Consider the following 17,268-nt stretch of genomic DNA (forward strand, 5'->3'; position numbering starts at 1 on the left):
CGTGACCGCGAACGGAACCACCGCAGACGGCCGCACCCGCCGCCGCGTGCTGTCGGTGCGCGACCTCGCCATCGAGTTCGAGGGCGACACCACCATCAAGGCCATCCGCGGCGCGAGCTTCGACCTCTACGAGGGCGAGGTGGTCGCGATCGTCGGCGAATCCGGCAGCGGCAAGTCGGTGACCGCCCGCGCGATCCTCGGGCTCATGGCCTCGAACCAGCGCATCACCGCCGGCTCCATCGAGATCACGCGCTACGAGGACGACGGCACTCCCGTGGTCCGCGACATCGCGCAGATGAACGAGAAGCAGATCCGCCGCGAGATCTGCGGACGCCGCGTCGCGATGGTGTTCCAGGACGCCCTCACCTGCCTCGACCCCACCATGACGGTCGGCAAGCAGGTGATGGAGGGGATGCAGGAGCACTTCGGCCTCGATCGCCGCACGGCGCGCGAGCGAGCCATCGAGCTGCTCGCCGAGGTCGGCATCGACCAGCCGGAGCGTCGCTTCAAGCAGTATCCGCACCAGCTGTCGGGCGGCATGTGCCAGCGCGTGAACATCGCGATCGCCCTGTCGTGCAATCCCGACATCCTCATCTGCGACGAGCCGACCACGGCCCTCGACGTCACGATCCAGCTGCGCATCCTCGAGCTGCTCACGCGGCTCCAGGCCGAGCGCGGGCTGTCGGTGATCTTCATCACCCACGACCTGGGCGTCGTGGCCACCGTGGCCGACTATGTCAACGTCATGTACGCGGGTCGCATCATCGAACAGGGCAGCGCCGAGCAGGTGTTCTACGACCCGCGGCATCCGTACACCTGGGGTCTGCTCTCGGCGATGCCCGACCTGGCCACCGATGCCTCGGAGCTGTTCGCGATCCCCGGGAGTCCCGCGAGTCTGGCGAACCTGCCGGAGGGCGACCCGTTCGCCCCGCGCAACCCGTTCGCCCTCGAAATCGATCTCGTGCGCGAGCCGCCGCTGTTCGACGTCGGCGAAGGGCACCAGGTCGCGTCGTGGCTCGCCCACCCCGACGCCCCGAACGTCGACATGCCCGCCCCGCTGCGTCACAAGATCGACACGATGCTGGCCGCTCACGAAGGATCGACCCGATGACCACTGTTGAGCAGACCCTCCTGTCCGTGCGCGGACTCACGCAGATCTTCCGCCTCGGCCGTCATCACTCGGTCACCGCGATCGGCGGGGTGTCGTTCGACATCCAGCGCGGAGAGACGTTCGGCCTGGTGGGGGAGTCGGGAAGCGGCAAGTCGACCATCGGCCGCTCGATCATTCGCCTGCTCGACCCCACCAGCGGAGAGGTCACCCTCGCGGGCGATCGCATCAGCGGCAGGCTGGACGCGAAATCGCGCTCACACCTGCGCTCGAGCATCCAGATGATCTTCCAGAACCCGATGTCGAGCCTCAACCCGCGCAAGAAAGTCTTCGACATCGTCGCGCAGGGCCTGATGACCCAGCGGCGCTACGCCACCACCGCGGAGCGCGACGAGAAGGTCTACGCGATCCTTGAGAAGGTCGGCCTCGCGCGCGAGTACGCCGATCGCTATCCGCACCAGTTCTCGGGGGGTCAGCGCCAGCGCATCGGTATCGCCCGCGCGCTGGTGATGCAGCCCGACCTCGTGATCGCCGACGAGTGCGTGTCGGCGCTCGACGTGTCGATCCAGGCGCAGGTCGTGAACCTCATGCGCGCTCTGCAGAAGGAGCTCGGCACGGCGTACCTGTTCATCGCGCACGACCTGGCCATGGTGAAGTACATCTCCGACCGCATCGGCGTCATGCACCGCGGGTATCTCGTCGAGACCGGTACGACGGCCGAGATCTTCGGCTCGGCGGTGCACCCCTACACGCAGTCGCTGCTGCGCGCGGTGCTGTCGGCGGACCCCCGCGCGATGCGTCGGCGCACGGCATCCGCCCCCTACGACCCGGTGGCGCTGGGGATCGACTACGGCGCGGGCAGCGAGCACACGCTGTCGCCGACGCACCGCGTTCTGGCGACCGACTCGCAGCTCGCGGAGTGGACGACGGCGGGGTGAGGAGCGGGGCGGATGCCGGTGGGCCGACCCCCCGTGCCTCAGATCAGACCCAGCTCGGCGAACGCGTTGTGCACGCCGTCTTCCAGCACCGAGGTCGTGACGCGTCCGGCCAGCTTCTGCAGTTCGGGCACGGCGTTGCCCATGGCGACGGGGCTGCCGACGACCTCGAACATCTCGACGTCGTTCCAGCTGTCGCCGATACCGATGGCATCCGCCGCCGACAGGCCCAGCTGGGCGAGAACGGACGTGATCGCGGACCCCTTGGTCACCCCGGCCTGACCGATCTCTCCGTTCGACCCGCCGGGCAGGGGGATCGAACCGGGGATGACGTGGAACCCGTCGCCGAGCGCCGCCGCGGCGTGGGCGACGGTGTCGGTCGAGGGGCTGACGAACACGGCCTTCGCGACCGCATTGCGGTCGACGTCCGACACCGGCTTCGGCTCGTTCCACAGCGGCTGCTCGGACGGCAGCCCCTGCGCCTCGAGCTCGGCGGCGCGCTGCGCGTGACGCTCGCGGCGGTACTCGGCCATGACGGGGCCCATTCCTTCGCTGGCGTAGACCCCGCCGTGGGTCTGCAGGAAGTAGTGGATGCCGTGCGCCGCGAAGTATCGCTCCAGGGCCTCGACGTCTTCGCGCGGCATCGGGCGGTCGACGATGAGCTCGTCGGCGCGCGTGGCGTAGGCGCCGCCGTTCGTGATCGCCCCGTCGAACCCGATCGCCCGCACATCGGGGTGGATGTCGCCCGCGGAACGCCCGGTCGAGAGCCACACGAGGTGGCCGTTCTCGCGCGCGCGGCGGATCGCCGTCACGGTCGAGGGGGCGATCACGGAACCGTGCTCGAGGATCGTGCCGTCGACGTCGAGGAAGGCGATGCGGGTCATGTGCACTCCAGCAGGGGATCGACCCCGGGCCGTGGGGACCCGGGGTCGATCCGGTCGGGGGGAGGAATTCGTCGGGGCGCACCTCCGCGGGAGCGCCGCCCTCGTCACCGTATCGCGTCGCCCGATGGACGGAGTCGGATTGTGCGGTGATCGTCCGTGGGTGTGTATAGTCGCCGGTGGACATGTGACTGGTCATGCAGGCAGGATCCGAACGCAGTGCGAGAGCACCGCCTTCGGGTCCTTTTTTGTTTGCCCGGGGGGCTTCGGAGTCGAGGTCGCGACGCGTGTCCTTCGATCCAAGGAAGGACTTCGATGACCACCCAGGACAGCGCCCGCGCGATCCTCGAGCACGTCGGAGGAGCGGCCAACGTGGCCTCGCTCCACCACTGCTCGACCCGCCTCCGCTTCACACTCGCCGATGACTCGCAGGCCGATGAGGCCGCCCTGAAAGCCACGCCCGGCGTCATCGGCGTGGTGCTGGGCACCCAGACCCAGGTGATCGTGGGCTCGGGTGTCAACGACTACTTCCGCGAGATCGAGAAGATCCGCGCCGGAGGCGGCGGTCGCGCCGCCGCACGGGTCGACGCCGCGCAGCCGAAGCTGACCGTGAAGCGCGCCGGGTCGGTGTTCATGGACTTCGTCGTCGGCGTCTTCACCCCGATCATCCCCGCCGTCGCCGGTGCGGGGATCTTCAAATCGTTCCTCATCCTCGCCGTCGCCCTCGGCTGGCTGCAGACGACCGACCAGACCTATCAGGTGCTCACCGCGATCCCCGACGCGGTCTTCTTCTTCCTCCCGCTGCTGGTGACCTACACCGCCGCGAAGAAGCTCGACGTGAACATCCCGCTCGCGCTCGGCATCGTCGGCCTGCTGGTGTTCCCGACCTTCGCCGGTCTTCTCACCCAGGAGGGCGGCGTCGCGCTGTTCGGACTGGCGGTGCCCGCGATCGCCTACAACGCGCAGGTGTTCCCCCCGATCCTCGCCGTGCTGCTGCTCGCCGTCGTGGAGCGCTTCGCCCGCCGCATTAGCCCGAGCGTGATCAGCACCTTCCTCGTGCCGCTGATCTGCTTCGTCGTCGTGGCGCCCGCCACGATCTTCCTGCTCGGACCGCTCGGGTTCTTCCTCGGCACTCTGCTGACGGGGGCGATGCTGTGGCTGTACGGCACGCTGGGCTGGATCGCCGTCGCATTGATGGCCGCCGCCCTGCCTTTCATCGTCTCGGTGGGCATGCACAAGGCGTTCATCCCGCCGACGGTGGCGACCATGGCCTCCGCGGGCAAGGAGAGCTTCTACCTCGTCGCCTCGCTCGCCCACAACCTCGCGGAGGCCGGCTCGAGCCTCGCCATCGCCGTGCGCACCAAGAACAAGACGCTGCGCGGCACCGCGATCTCATCGGGCATCTCGGCCTTCTTCGGCATCACCGAGCCGGCTCTCTACGGCGTGACGTTGCAGAACCGTCGCGCGATCATCTCGGTCGTCATCGGTGCGTTCGTGGGTGGCTCATACCTCGGCATCGCGGCGATCTCGGCCTTCGCTTTGGTCAGCCCGGGTGCGGCATCCATCTCGATGTTCATCGACATGGCCAACCCCTGGAACCTGCTGCACGCGGTCATCGGCGCCCTCGTCGCCATGGTCACCTCGTTCATCGTGTCGCTGGTGATCTGGAAGGACTCCGACTCGGCGACCGTGCGCCTGCTCGAGCAGCAGGCGGGCACGTCGACCCCCGTCTCCACCGGCGGGATCGTCGCCCCCATGACGGGTGAGGTCATCGCTCTCGAGAAGGTCGACGACCCGGTCTTCTCGGGCGGCATCCTCGGGCCCGGCGTCGCGATCCGCCCCACCGATGGGGAGGTGCGGGCCCCCATCAGCGGCACCGTGTCGAGCCTGCTGCCCTCGCGCCACGCGCTCGGCATCCTGGGAGACGACGGCCTCGAGGTGCTCGTGCACGTGGGCCTCGACACCGTGCGCCTCGAAGGGGCGCCCTTCACCGCGCACGTCGCCCAGGGCGACCGCGTCGAAGCCGGCCAGCACGTGCTGACCGCCGACCTGGCGGCGATCGAGGCCGCCGGACTCGACATCACGACGCCCGTTGTCGTGCTCAACGGTGACGCCTACGACGTCGCCCCCCTCGTCACCGGACGCGTCGCCGCGGGCGCCGCCCTGTTGTCGACCGATGAGAAGGAGACCGCGAATGGGATTGCCTGACGGATTCCTCTGGGGCGGCGCCCTCGCCGCGAACCAGGCCGAGGGCGCCTGGAATGAAGGGGGCCGCGGTCCCGCGGTCTCGGACGTGGCCAAATACCGCCCGCACGTCGACCCGCGCGAGTACGCGGTGCACCACCAGCACACGCTCGAAAGCATCGCCGCGGCCATGGCCGACGACGACGTCGCGTACTACCCGAAGCGTCGCGGAATCGATTTCTACCATCGCTACCGCGAGGACCTCGCCCTGTTCGCCGAGATGGGCTTCTCGGTGCTGCGGGTGTCGATCGCGTGGTCGCGGCTGTACCCGACCGGGCAGGAGCTCGAGCCGAACGAGGAAGGGATCGCGTTCTACCTCGACCTCTTCACCGAGATGCGCCGTCTCGGCATCCGGCCGTTGGTGACGCTGTCGCACTACGACCCGCCCCTCGCGCTCGCGCTGAAGAACAACGCGTGGGTCGACCGCAGCACGATCGCCCTCTTCGAGCGGTTCTCTCGCACGTGCTTCGAGCGCTTCGGCCACCTCGTCGACCTCTGGTTGTCATTCAACGAGATCGACGGCATCATCCGTCACCCGTTCACCTCGGGCGGCATCATCGACGAGACCGTCCAGGGGTCGCTGGAACAGGCCTGCTACACGGCGCTGCACCACCAGTTCGTGGCATCCGCGTCAGTGACGAAGATGCTGCACGAGATGTGGCCGGAGTCGGAGATGGGGTGCATGCTCACGATGCTCACCACCTACCCCAACACCTGCCACCCCGACGACGTCGCGGCGACCCAGGCCAAGGAACGACTGCTCTACCTGTGCACCGACGTGCAGGCCGGAGGGGCGTATCCGCGGTTGGCGCTGAAGGCGCTCGAAGCCAAGGGCATCACGATCCCCTTCGTCGAGGGTGACGTCGAGCTGCTGAGCGAGCACCCGGTCGACTACATCTCGTTCTCGTACTACATGACCCTCACCGAATCGGTGCGCCCGGATGCCGAGCGCACCCCCGGCAACACGGTGCTCGGCGTGAAGAACCCGTTCCTGCCGTCGAGCGAATGGGGATGGCAGATCGACCCCGTAGGCCTGCGCATCTCGCTCATCGACCTCTACGACCGCTATGGCAAGCCGTTGTTCATCGTGGAGAACGGTCTGGGCATGCGCGACGAGCTCACGGACGACGGCCGCATCCACGACCCCTACCGCATCGACTACTTCCGGTCGCACTTCGCGGAGATGATCCGCGCGGTCGACGAGGGGGTGGAGCTGCGCGGCTACACCAGCTGGGCGCCGATCGACATCATCAGCGCCTCGTCGTCGCAGATCTCCAAGAGGTACGGTTTCATCCACGTCGATCAGGACGACCTCGGAAACGGCACCGGCGAACGACGTCGCAAGGACTCGTTCTTCTGGTACCAGAAGGTCATCGCCTCGAACGGGGCCGACCTGGCGTGATCGCCACCTCGGCGCATCCCCCGGGGTCGACGGAGACACCCATGCAGATCATCAAGAAGGTGCTGAACTCCAGCGTCGTGCTCGTCGAGGACGAGCGCGGCGTGGAGCGCGTGCTGCTCGGCAAGGGCATCGGCTTCGCCGCGCGTCCGGGCGACACCGTCGCGCCGGGATCGACGGACCGGGTCTTCGTCGCGCTCGACGACGCCGATCAGCGGAACCTCGTCGAGTTGCTCGCCCAGATCCCCGGAGGCTTCGTCGAGCTCACGAGGGCGATCGTGATGGATGCCGAGAAGGCGGGCATCGAGCTCGACGCGCACATCTATCTCACGCTCACCGACCACCTGCACTTCGCGGTGGAGCGTCAGCGGCGGGGCCTGCAGGTCACCAATCGCCTGGCGTGGGAGGTGCGGACCGTCTATCCGCGCGAATACGAGGTGGGCCTGCGCGCGCTCGGACGGCTCCGCGACCGCACGGGGGTGTCGCTGCCCGACGAGGAAGCCGCCAACATCGCCTTCCACCTCGTCAACTCCGAGGTGGGGCGACCGGCCGTCGACTCGATGCGCGTGGTCGGGCTGGTGTCGGACATCACCACGATCGTCACGCACTCCGGGGGAGTGACCTTGGATGCCGACGACCTCCACACCCGTCGGTTTCTCACGCACCTGCAGTTCTTCGCGGAGCGGTTGTTCAGCGACCGCCTCGCCGGTCAGGACGAAGACCTGCTCTTCGCGACCATGACGGCGAAGCACCCGCGCGCCGTCGCGACGGCCGAACGCATCCGCGCGTTCGTTCTGAAGGAGCACGAGGTGGTCATCTCCGACGAAGAGGTGGGCTACCTTGCCCTGCACATCGCTCGCGCCCAGTCGAGCTGAACACCCCGAAAGGTCTCCCATGGCACAGCGCACCGCCGTCTTCGGCTCGTCCTCCGGCCTGCACTCCCGCCCCGCTGCCACCCTCGCCCGCGCGGCTGCGGCGTCGAAGCACACCGTCACTCTCGCCGCCGGCGACACCTCCGTCGATGCGCGCAGCATCCTCGCGCTGCTGCAGCTCGGTGTGAACACGGGCGATGAGGTGGCCCTCGAGGTCGACGGTCCCGAGGCCGACCGCGTCGCCGACGAGCTCCAGGCGCTGCTCGAGCAGGATCTCGACGCCGCCTGACCCGATCGCGCGAGGGGCCGCGCCGGGTGTATCCCCCCGACGCCCGGCATCCCGGCCCCTCGCGTGTCCTCTGGGTTCCGGCCCTTCTCCGTGGCTCGCGTGGGAGGTCGGAATCTGTCGCCTGCCGCCTCACGAGGCGACACTTCTCGACCCCTCACGCGATCAAGACGGAGGGTCGAGCGCGCCCAGCCGCGACGCAGGCGCGCCCCGGTACCCTGGAAACCATGACCGATCAGCCCCCCGTGCGCTCCACCACGCCCCGGCAGGCGCGCCCCGCGGGGGCGCCTGCCGACACCGCCGTCCGCGAGACGAAGCCGCGCACCGCTCCGGCCCGCCAAGTGCGACCGAAGACCGAGGGCTGGCAGCAGGCCAAGGATGAGACCGGTCGCCCGCTCCTGCAGTTCGCCAGCCCCAAGCGCGGCAAGCCCCCCGTGCACCTCGCCGACATGACCGCTGACGAGCGCGTCGCCAAGGTGAAGGAGCTGGGCCTCCCCGGCTTCCGCGCGAAGCAGCTCGAGAAGCACTACTTCACGCACTACACGTCGGATGCCGCCGACATGACCGACCTGCCGGCATCCGGTCGCGAAGAGCTCGTCGCGGGGATGCTCCCGCCCCTGCTCACCGAGGTGCGCCGGCTCGAGACCGACCGCGGCGACACGATCAAGTTCCTCTGGAAGCTGCACGACGGCGCCCTCGTCGAGTCGGTGCTCATGCGCTACCCCGGCCGCATCACGCTGTGCGTGTCGTCGCAGGCCGGGTGCGGCATGAACTGCCCGTTCTGCGCCACCGGGCAGGCGGGCCTGACCCGCAACATGTCGGCGGCCGAGATCGTCGAGCAGATCGTGCGCGCCAACGCCCTCATCGCGGCCGGCGGCCTGGGCGGCAAGAAGCGCGACGACCACTCGCTCGACCGCGTCTCGAACATCGTCTTCATGGGCATGGGTGAGCCGCTGGCGAACTACGCCCGCGTCATGCAGGCCGTGCGCGTGATGGTCGACAAGGAGCACGGCCTCGGCATGAGCGCCCGCGGCATCACCGTCTCGACCGTGGGCCTCGTTCCCGCGATCAAGAAGCTCGCCGACGAGGACATCCCGGTGACCTTCGCCCTCTCGCTGCACGCGCCCGACGACGGCCTGCGCGACGAGCTCATCCCGGTCAACTCCCGCTGGAAGGTCGACGAGGCCCTGGACGCCGCCCGCGCCTACTTCGACAAGACCGGGCGCCGCGTGTCGATCGAGTACGCCCTGATCAAGGACATGAACGACCACGCGTGGCGCGCCGACCTGCTGGCCGACAAGCTCAACGCCCGCGGGCGCGGCTGGGTGCACGTGAACCCGATCCCGCTGAACCCGACCCCGGGCTCGATCTGGACGGCATCCGAGGTGCCGGTGCAGAACGAGTTCGTGCGCCGTCTCAACGACGCGGGCATCCCGACGACCCTGCGCGACACCCGCGGCAAGGAGATCGACGGGGCGTGCGGCCAGCTCGTGGCGACCGAAGAAGACGAGGCGGCGGCCGAGGCGACCCCGGTCGGCTGACGCCCTTGACGCTTCGTGTTCACGCGGGCGACGATCACGCTTCACGGGGCCGCCCGCATGCGTCCGAGGCCGCGATCAGGCGGCGACGGCCGTCACGACGAGGTTGTCGACGTAATGGCCGCTGGCCGGATCCCACGCCCCGGCGCACGTGACCAGCCGCAGCTGCGGCGTCGGCGTCGGCGCGTAGACCGATTCGGTGGGGAAGCTGTTCTTCTCGACGGTCTGCAGCCCGGTCACCACGAAGTCGGCCGTCGACCCGTCGGCGCGGCGGACCGACACAGTGTCGCCGGGCGTCAGTCGCGGGAGGTCGTAGAAAACGGCCGGTCCAGTGGGTGAATCGACGTGGCCCGCGATGACCGCGGGACCGACCTCTCCGGGCAGGACCCCCTTCTCGTACCAGCCGACCGCGTCGTAGTCCCGGGGCGACTGGATCCACCCGTCGTCCCCTCGGTCGAGGCCGATGAGGTCGGAGTCCACCCCGATCGCCGGGATCGAGATGTGCACGGGCGGGGCCGTGTTGGCCGCCGCGGGGGTCACCGGATTCTGGAAGCCGCCCGCCGCGCCGACGCCCGGCGCCGTCGTCGCCCCGGCGCTCGTCGCCCCGGGCGCGTCCGCCGCGGCCGGGTCGCCCGCGAGCGCGGGGCAGCCGTCGAGCACGTCGTCGGTGAGCATCGCCGTGGCGAGGGCCGTCCAGGCCGCACCGTAGTACGTGGGGGTGGATGCCGCGGTGTCGGCCATGCGCTGCAGATCGGCTCGCGCCTCGTCGTCGCGCCCGCTCGCGGCGAGCGCGGCCGCCCGTGCGGCGTACGCGACCGGATGCCGATCCGAGGTGAGGGCGCCGGCTCCCGCGTCGAGCTCGGCGGGCAGCTCGTCCCCGCCGGGGAGCGCCGCGGCCACGCGCGCCGCGAGGGCGCGGTCGCCGTCATGACACGACTCGGCGAACCGGATGGTCGTGCGCGCGGCGTCGTAGCCGTAGGCCGGCTCGCCCCCGCCGCCCGCGGAGCCCGCGAGCGCGACGGTGCCGTCGTCGGCGACCGTGGCCCAATTGGTCGGCAGGGTGTTGGCATCCATCAGCGCTCGTCACCGCTGCGCTGCCCGCGGCCAGCTCCTCCCACCGGGGGTCGCCCGACGCGCGCGAGAGCACGTCGAACGCGGCCGGCGACGCGTACGAGGGGTTGTAGGCGTGGGGCGATGCCGTCGCCCACGGTCCCGGCAGCAGGATGCGCCCGAGCGCGGTCTCGGTCGTCATCTCGTCGAGGACCGCGGCGCCGAGCGACACGCCCTGCTCGCGGAGGTCGTCGCGGTCGAAGGCGTCGCCCGCGAGCACCAGGGCGCGCGCCGCATCGAGGTCGGCGTCCGAGGCGGGCTGCTCGTCGACGACGGAGCCGTCCTTCCACTGCCACGCCAGCAGGCCGTCGTCGCGCTGCAGGTGGGTGGTCGTCCAGTCCCAGATACTGTCGAAGCGCGACGGGTCGTCGGCGGCGACGGCGAGGAGCAGGCCGTACGCCTGCCCCTCGCTGACGGTGTCGCCGCCCTGGTCCGTGCGCACCACGCGACCGGCGTCGACGTAGGTGTCGAGGAAGGCCTCGGCCGTCGCGGCGGTGGCGTCGGAGGTGTCGGGTTCCGGCTCGGTCGCGGTGCTGCACGCCGCCAACGCCAGGGCGACGACGGTGGCGACCGCGCCGACCGTCGACGCCCGGCGTGCGAACGTCACGCGCGCGCCTCGTCGCGGCGGCGCCGACGCGCCGCGATGAGCGCGACGGCGCCCAGCGCCACGGCCACCGCGCCGGCGCCCGTTGCGGCGGCACCCGTGGGCGCGGTCGTGGCGGCGGCGGTTCCGCCGCCACCGGTGTGGATGCCGCCGACCGGCATGTCGGCGAGGGTCGCGGAGTCGGTGATGGTCTGCGCCGTGAGCGCTCCCTGGGCGTCATCGAGCACGAAGAGGGTCGAGACCGACCCCGCCGGCAGGTCCACCGCCGAGGTCGCGGATTCGTCCGCGCCCGTCAGCTCCAGATCCCACGAACCGGCCGGCACCGCGGCGTAGTCGGTCGCCGACCCCGCGGGCACGTCGCGCGCGATCGGGCGCCCCTGGGCGGTGTCGACGTCCACCGTCGGCTCCACCGTCGAGGCCTGCACGACGCGTACGCGCGCCTGTCCGGCGGCGGGGGCCGAGAGGTCGTCCTCGAAGACCGTGGTCTTCAGGTCGGCGTTGCGGCCGTAGGCGGCGACCGTGAGCGGCTCGCTCTCGGCGATGTCGATCGACTGCTGCACCACCGGCTGCGTGCCGTCGGCGGCATCCGAGGGCACCATCGACACGACGTACGTGCCGTCGGCGAGGGGGATGTAGGGGCTCACGGCGCCGTAGGCGACGTCGTCGAGCTCGTAGACGACGGCCCCACCGGCGAGCGCCGTCAGCTGGACGTCGACCGACTTGGTGTCGGGGGAGAGGTGGGCGACGCGCGCCCACCCGCCGGGCGCGGTGGGGGCCGCGGAGGCGGCCGGGGCGGTGGCGACGCCGATCCCGGCGGTGAGCAGGGCGGCGGCGCCGATCGCGGCGAGCCGCGCGGGACGAAGGGAGGGAGTGGCACGGAACATGGCGGTCCTTTCGTTGGGGGGAGGAGAGGATCAGGAGGTGGGACGGGGGAGCAGATCGACCGGCTCGTCGGGTGAGAACGTGATGACCACGCCGGCATCGCCGCGTTCGACCGAGACCGGACGCAGGGGGCCGGTCAGCGAGTCGTAGAACCGCAGCAGGGCGTCGGCCCCGGCGGCATCCCCCCGGGCGTCCTGACCGGCGAACTCGCTCACGGTGAGCTGACGGTGCACGCCCGAGGGATCGCCCTCCAGCTGCGCGATGTCGGCCACGTCGATGCGGCCCTGCGATGACAGCTGGCCGAGGGTCAGCAGGATGCGTCCGTCGACGACGCCCGAGGTGAGCAGATCCTGCTCCTCGCCGGGGACGCCGACGTCGGGGTTCTGCAGCACCTGCTGCCCGGCGACCGATCGGGCGGCGTACAGGTCGTCGTCGGCGGCCTGCGCGAGCGCCGCCTGGGCGGTGTCGACCAGGCGCACGTCGACCTTCTGCGCACCCTCTCCGAACGACGCCACCACGGCGCTGTTCTCGATCGCCTGACGCACGGTCGGGAACTCGGTCGGGAAGGTGCGCATCGAGTCGGTCGTGATGACGTAGTCGTAGTCGCGCCACCCGTCGGGGGCGAGCTGCTGCACGTCGGTGTCGGTGTCGGCCTTGTAGTACCAGACGACGTTCTCGCGCTCGAAGCCCGCGCGCACCAGGTCGACCCACATCGCGTCGTCCACGAGCATGCGGGAGTCGGCCGGGGCGTTCTGCGTCATCCACGCCTCGGCGTCGCGCAGCGGACGGTCGAGGTCGGCGAGGAGGAACCCGCGCAGCTGCGCGGCCCACAGCGGACCCGCGGCCACCACCGCGACGATGAGCCCGACGGCGGTGGCGACACCGCCGAGGCGCCGGAGGGCGCCGTGAGAGCGCAGGGCCTCGACGGCCACCTGCCCCATTCCGGCGACGACCACGGCCGCGAACGGCAGCAGCATGATGACGTACGGCACGGGCAGGTAGCCCCCGCGGAACATGAATGCCGTCAGCGCCAGCAGAGCGATCGCCCACGGACGCAGGCGACGCACGAACAGGGCCGCGACGGCGGCCGCGAGCGCCGTGACGACGAGCACGGCGTCGAGCTGCCACCACAGTCCGACGGTGCGCGCCATGAGGCTCTCGGGGTCGAACAGCGATCCGCTGCCCTCGCGCGAGGCGAGCTGGAACGCCAGTCCGTCCCACAGGCTCACACGCCCGGCGGCGGGGGCGACCTCGCCCTTGACCAGGGCGAAGGCGACGTAGGAGAGGCCGATCAGACCCAGCACGGCCGAGGCGACCGACACGGTGTACCGGCGGGTGGTGCGCTCTGCCCCGCGCCACATGAACCACGCCACCAACGGCAGCGCGAGCAGGTAGGTCTCCTTCGTGAGCACGGCGATGCCGAACGCGGCGGCGGCGCCGATGTACCCGGCGAGCTGGGCGCGTCGGCTCATCGCCAGCAGCAGGGCGGCGAGCAACCAGGCGGTCGCGATGTTGTCGAGGTAGACCTGACGGTGGAACTGCACCGCCAGCGGCGACAGCAGGAACAGCGCGACCGCGGCGGATGCCGTGAACCGGGCGAAGCCGATGCGGCGTACGACGAACCACAGCAGGACGGCGGCTGCGGCGGTGGCGGCGAGCATCGCCTCGCGCGCGGCGATGACGGCGACGTCGTAGCGGTCCCAGCCGTCGGTCAGACCGACCCAAGCGGCGATCTGCATCCACCCGAGGGGCGGGTGGTCGTACCAGTACGTGTAGTGCGTGAGCTCGCCGAGGTTGCCGATGCTCCACGCCTGCGCGGTGTAGGTGCCCTCGTCGTCGATGCGCTGCGGGGAGCCGCCCAGGTTCAGCGCGTTGACCAGCAGGCCGAGGACGAGGGGAGGAAGCAGCCACAGTGCGTCGCCGAGCCGGGCGCGCCAGGGCGAGACCCGGCGGCGCAGCCCCGCGGACGCGCGGTCGGAGGGGATCGTCCCGGTGGGGACGCGGTCGATCGTCGAGGTCATCGGGTCACCTCCGCGCCGGCGCCGACGAGGTCGCGCGCGGTGGACGGGATCGCGGTCGCGGCGTCGCGGTGGGCGCCGGTGTGCTCGGTCTTCTCCCAGCTGCCGTCACCGCGCATCTGACGCACGACGCTGCGCACGGCGGCGGCGGCGAGGAACACCTGGTAGGGCACGAGTCCCAGCACGAGGCGGACGTAGTCGCGAACGCGCACCTTCTTGCCGTAGACGCGTCCGAACTCGGTCAGTCCCGCCGCCTCGGCGACGAGGGTGATGATCGTGGGTACCAGCGGAAGGAAGGTCAGCAGCGCCACCGGTGTCGGCACCTTCACGAGAAGGATGAACACGAGGGAGATGGGGATCAGCAGTCCGGTCGCCGCCTGCAGGAACGGCATGTTCAGCAGATAGCGGGCGTACATGCGCTGGCGCAGCGTCGGCAGCGCCTTCCACTCGCCCTTGCCGAGCACCTGCAGGAAGCCCTGGTTCCAGCGCGTGCGCTGCTTGTAGAGCGACTTCAGGGTCGGCGGGGTCTCCTCGCGCGTGACGTACTCGGGGTTGTAGGCGACGACGACCTTCGCGCCGTCGCTGGACAGGCGCACGCCGAGCTCGCAGTCCTCGGCGAGGCACTGGTCGTCCCATCCCTTCGACCATGCGAGGCGATCGCGGGTGACGAACACGGTGTTGCCGCCGAGGGGGATGAACTTGGAGCGGGCGTGGAAGTGCAGGCGCGAGCGGAACCAGAAGTAGTACTCCAGGACGTTGCGCAGCGACCACCAGCTGGTCTCGAAGTTCATCAGCTGGACGCCGCCCTGCACGACGTCGGCACCCGTCTCCTGGAACTTCGAGTCCACGACCGTCAGCAGGCCGGGGTGCACCTCGTCCTCGGCGTCGAAGACGCCGACGACGTCACCGGTCGCGATCTGCAGGGCGCGGTTCAGCGCCTTGGGCTTGTTCTTGGGGACGCTGTCGTCCACGACGACCTTGATGAGATCGGGATGCCGGGCAGCGGCCTGCCGCACCACCAGTTCGGTACCGGGGTCGTCGTGGCCGACGATGGCGATGATCTCGAAATCGGGGTGGTCCTGCTGCGCGAGGCGGTCGAGCGTCTGCCCCATCACCTCTTCCTCGTGCCGCCCGGGCACGAGCAGCGTGAACCGGTGCCGCGCGGGACGCGGCGAGGAGCTGAACTGCGTGGCGCGCAGATCATCGGCGGAACGCCAGGCGTGGAGCATCCACCACAGGGTCGTCGTCGCGACGACGGTCAGGGCGAGCGCCAGGATGATGATGCCGCTGTAGCCGAGCCACTCGCCGATCGACCAGTCGGGCAGGAAACCGCCCGACACGGTCGTTCCGGGCCGGGCCGGGAGCGGGACTTCGGTGGTTCCCGTCGACCCCTGCCCGGGGGCGGGAGCGACGGGGGTGAGGAGCGGTTCGGGCGTGGGACCGGGGGCGGCGGCGGTGAGCGGGGGAACGTGCGGGAACGACAAAGTCAACCTCCAGCGTCCACGTGGACGGTTCGAGGGCGGTAAGGGGACGTGCGGCGACCGGGGGCGAAATTCCCCGCACGGGTGGTGATCCGGGACGGCAAGGGGGGATGGTTTGGACGGGTCAGCGTTCTCCCAGGTGCCTTTGCAGCCTTTCCCATCCGCTTCCGATGAGCACGCGAGGGCTCAGCCGGTCCCGCTACCGCCAGACTGAGCACATGAGCGATCACGTCGTGCGGGTCGAGGATCTGCGCAAGACCTACCGCGGGGGCGTCGAGGCGCTGCGCGGGGTGAGCTTCGACATCCGCCGTGGGGAGACGTTCGCCCTGCTCGGGCCGAACGGCGCAGGCAAGAGCACGGTCATCGAGATCCTCGAGGGCTACCGCGACCGCACGGGCGGCGCGGTGGAGGTGCTCGGTGTCGATCCGCACCGCGGCGGCCTCGCGTGGAAGGCGCGGCTCGGGATCGTGCTGCAGAACACCGGCGAAGCGCCCACCGCCACCGTGCGGGAACTCCTGTCGCACTTCGCCTCGTTCTACCCGCGACCGCGCGACGTCGACGAGACGATCGCGGCGGTCGGGCTCACCGAGAAGGCGCGGGTCGGCGTGCGCAAGCTCTCCGGCGGACAGCGGCGCCGCGTCGACGTCGCGCTCGGCATCATCGGTCGACCCGAGCTGCTGTTCCTCGACGAGCCGACCACGGGTTTCGACCCCGAGGTGCGACGCCAGTTCTGGGATCTCATCCGCGACCTGCAGCGGGAGGGGACCTCGATCCTCCTCACGACCCACTACCTCGACGAAGCCGCCGAACTCGCCGAGCGCGCCGCCATCATCGTCGGCGGGCAGGTGGCATCCGTCGGTCCGATCGACGAGTTGGGCGGCCCCGACGCGCGCGTCCCCCTCGTGCGCTGGCGCGAGGGCGGCGAGGTGCGCGAACAGCGCACGCAGGATCCCGGCGGGGTGGTCGCGGCGCTGCACGCGCGCCTGGGCGAACCCGAGCGGCTCGAGGTGGTGCGCCCGAGCCTCGAGGACGTCTACCTGTCGTTCCTCGGCGACGAGGCGCGGCGCACGACCGCGGCGGGAGGCGTGGCATGAGCCGCATCCTGCGTCTGGGAGCCGCGCGGATCGCGTTCGAGGTGCGCTCGTACTTCCGCCAGGGCGACTCGGTGTTCTTCACGTTCCTGTTCCCCGTGATGATCCTGTTGATCTTCGCGGTCGCGTTCGACGCCCAGACCTTCGGTCCCCCCGGAGACGAGGTGGATGCCGCGCAGTTCTATCTGCCGGCGATGCTCGCGGCGGGAGTACTGCTGTCGGGACTGCAGAACATGTCGATCGACATCGCGATGGAACGCAGCGACGGCACCCTCAAGCGACTGGGCGGCACCCCCCTCAGCCCGGTGTCGTACTTCATCGGCAAGCTCGGACAGGTGCTCGTCACGGGCCTGCTGCAGTCGGTGCTGCTCATCGTCGTGGCGGCGGTGTTCTTCGGCGTCCCCCTGCCGACCGACCCGGAGCGCTGGCTGACCTTCGCGTGGGTGTTCCTGCTGGGCGTGACGACCTGCGCGATCCTCGGCATCGGCCTGTCGGCCCTGCCGCGCACCGGACGCAGCGCCACCGGCGTCGTCATCCCGATCGTGCTGCTGCTGCAGTTCATCTCGGGCGTCTACATCAACTTCGCCGCGCTGCCGGAGTGGCTGCAGAACGTCGCGAGCGTCTTCCCGCTGAAGTGGCTCGCGCAGGGCTTCCGCTCGGTGTTCCTGCCCGAGAGCTTCGCCGCGGGCGAGCCGTCGGGGTCGTGGGATCACCCGCTCATCCTGCTGGTGACGTCGCTGTGGCTGGTGGTCGGCCTGGCCGTGGTGCGGGTGACGTTCCGATGGATCCGCAAGGACGCGTGAGCGGGGGAGGGGCGGA

General features: G+C 70.4%; 15 protein-coding genes. 9 read left to right on the forward strand and 6 right to left on the reverse strand.

Going from position 1 to position 17,268, the window contains the following annotated elements; genetic code table 11:
* The first annotated feature begins 1 nt into the window (after position 1).
* Complete coding sequence (locus tag FB047_RS10980; protein WP_240752761.1) at positions 2 to 1,111, forward strand: ABC transporter ATP-binding protein; 1,110 nt, start codon at positions 2 to 4, stop codon at positions 1,109 to 1,111.
* Positions 1,108 to 2,046 carry an ATP-binding cassette domain-containing protein gene (locus FB047_RS10985; RefSeq protein WP_136587247.1) on the forward strand — a complete coding sequence of 313 codons (939 nt, stop codon included), beginning with the start codon at positions 1,108 to 1,110 and terminating at the stop codon, positions 2,044 to 2,046. Before FB047_RS10980 ends, FB047_RS10985 begins: the two co-directional genes overlap by 4 nt.
* A gap of 38 nt (positions 2,047 to 2,084) precedes the next feature.
* Here FB047_RS10985 and FB047_RS10990 read toward each other — a convergent pair whose 3' ends face one another.
* Positions 2,085 to 2,927 carry a Cof-type HAD-IIB family hydrolase gene (locus FB047_RS10990; protein ID WP_136587248.1) on the reverse strand — a complete coding sequence of 281 codons (843 nt, stop codon included), beginning with the start codon at positions 2,925 to 2,927 and terminating at the stop codon, positions 2,085 to 2,087.
* Positions 2,928 to 3,239: 312 nt separating this feature from the next.
* Between FB047_RS10990 and FB047_RS10995 the strand changes: the two genes are divergently transcribed.
* The 5 genes from FB047_RS10995 (at position 3,240) to rlmN (ending at position 9,266) form a co-directional block, all read left to right on the forward strand.
* Positions 3,240 to 5,132 (forward strand): beta-glucoside-specific PTS transporter subunit IIABC, encoded by a 1,893-nt coding sequence (locus FB047_RS10995; protein ID WP_136587249.1) that lies wholly within the window; start codon positions 3,240 to 3,242, stop codon positions 5,130 to 5,132.
* Entirely contained in the window at positions 5,119 to 6,570 is a 1,452-nt protein-coding gene (locus tag FB047_RS11000; RefSeq protein ID WP_136587250.1) for a glycoside hydrolase family 1 protein, read from the forward strand. Before FB047_RS10995 ends, FB047_RS11000 begins: the two co-directional genes overlap by 14 nt.
* 41 nt (positions 6,571 to 6,611) lie before the next feature.
* A complete protein-coding gene (locus FB047_RS11005; RefSeq protein WP_136587251.1) occupies positions 6,612 to 7,442 on the forward strand; it encodes a PRD domain-containing protein in 831 nt (276 codons plus the stop codon).
* A gap of 19 nt (positions 7,443 to 7,461) precedes the next feature.
* Entirely contained in the window at positions 7,462 to 7,728 is a 267-nt protein-coding gene (locus tag FB047_RS11010) for an HPr family phosphocarrier protein (RefSeq protein WP_136587252.1), read from the forward strand.
* 224 nt (positions 7,729 to 7,952) lie between these two features.
* Positions 7,953 to 9,266, forward strand: coding sequence for a dual-specificity RNA methyltransferase RlmN (gene rlmN, locus FB047_RS11015; RefSeq protein ID WP_205822918.1), 1,314 nt, complete (start codon positions 7,953 to 7,955; stop codon positions 9,264 to 9,266).
* Between the two features lie 75 nt (positions 9,267 to 9,341).
* On the opposite strand, the gene FB047_RS17095 is transcribed toward rlmN, so the two are convergent.
* The 5 genes from FB047_RS17095 to FB047_RS11040 form a co-directional block, all read right to left on the reverse strand.
* Positions 9,342 to 10,004 carry a class F sortase gene (locus tag FB047_RS17095; RefSeq protein WP_338095137.1) on the reverse strand — a complete coding sequence of 221 codons (663 nt, stop codon included), beginning with the start codon at positions 10,002 to 10,004 and terminating at the stop codon, positions 9,342 to 9,344.
* A 184-nt stretch (positions 10,005 to 10,188) separates the two neighbouring features.
* A complete protein-coding gene (locus FB047_RS17100; protein WP_136587254.1) occupies positions 10,189 to 10,980 on the reverse strand; it encodes a glycosyl hydrolase family 8 in 792 nt (263 codons plus the stop codon).
* Entirely contained in the window at positions 10,977 to 11,861 is an 885-nt protein-coding gene (locus FB047_RS11030) for a DUF4397 domain-containing protein (RefSeq protein ID WP_136587255.1), read from the reverse strand. The genes FB047_RS17100 and FB047_RS11030 overlap by 4 nt, the downstream gene beginning before the upstream one ends.
* Positions 11,862 to 11,891: 30 nt before the next feature.
* The gene (locus FB047_RS11035) at positions 11,892 to 13,880 is read right to left on the reverse strand and encodes a glycosyltransferase family 39 protein (protein WP_136587256.1); all 1,989 of its coding nucleotides are present in this window, start codon (positions 13,878 to 13,880) and stop codon (positions 11,892 to 11,894) included.
* Positions 13,877 to 15,361, reverse strand: coding sequence for a glycosyltransferase family 2 protein (locus FB047_RS11040; protein WP_240752763.1), 1,485 nt, complete (start codon positions 15,359 to 15,361; stop codon positions 13,877 to 13,879). The genes FB047_RS11035 and FB047_RS11040 overlap by 4 nt, the downstream gene beginning before the upstream one ends.
* 215 nt (positions 15,362 to 15,576) lie before the next feature.
* Between FB047_RS11040 and FB047_RS11045 the strand changes: the two genes are divergently transcribed.
* Both FB047_RS11045 and FB047_RS11050 read left to right on the forward strand, forming a co-directional pair.
* Entirely contained in the window at positions 15,577 to 16,452 is an 876-nt protein-coding gene (locus FB047_RS11045; protein WP_136587257.1) for an ABC transporter ATP-binding protein, read from the forward strand.
* Positions 16,449 to 17,252 carry an ABC transporter permease gene (locus tag FB047_RS11050; protein ID WP_136587258.1) on the forward strand — a complete coding sequence of 268 codons (804 nt, stop codon included), beginning with the start codon at positions 16,449 to 16,451 and terminating at the stop codon, positions 17,250 to 17,252. Before FB047_RS11045 ends, FB047_RS11050 begins: the two co-directional genes overlap by 4 nt.
* Positions 17,253 to 17,268 lie beyond the last annotated feature (16 nt).

The sequence above is a fragment of the Microbacterium hydrothermale genome, from assembly GCF_004854025.1.
Classification (GTDB): domain Bacteria; phylum Actinomycetota; class Actinomycetes; order Actinomycetales; family Microbacteriaceae; genus Microbacterium; species Microbacterium hydrothermale.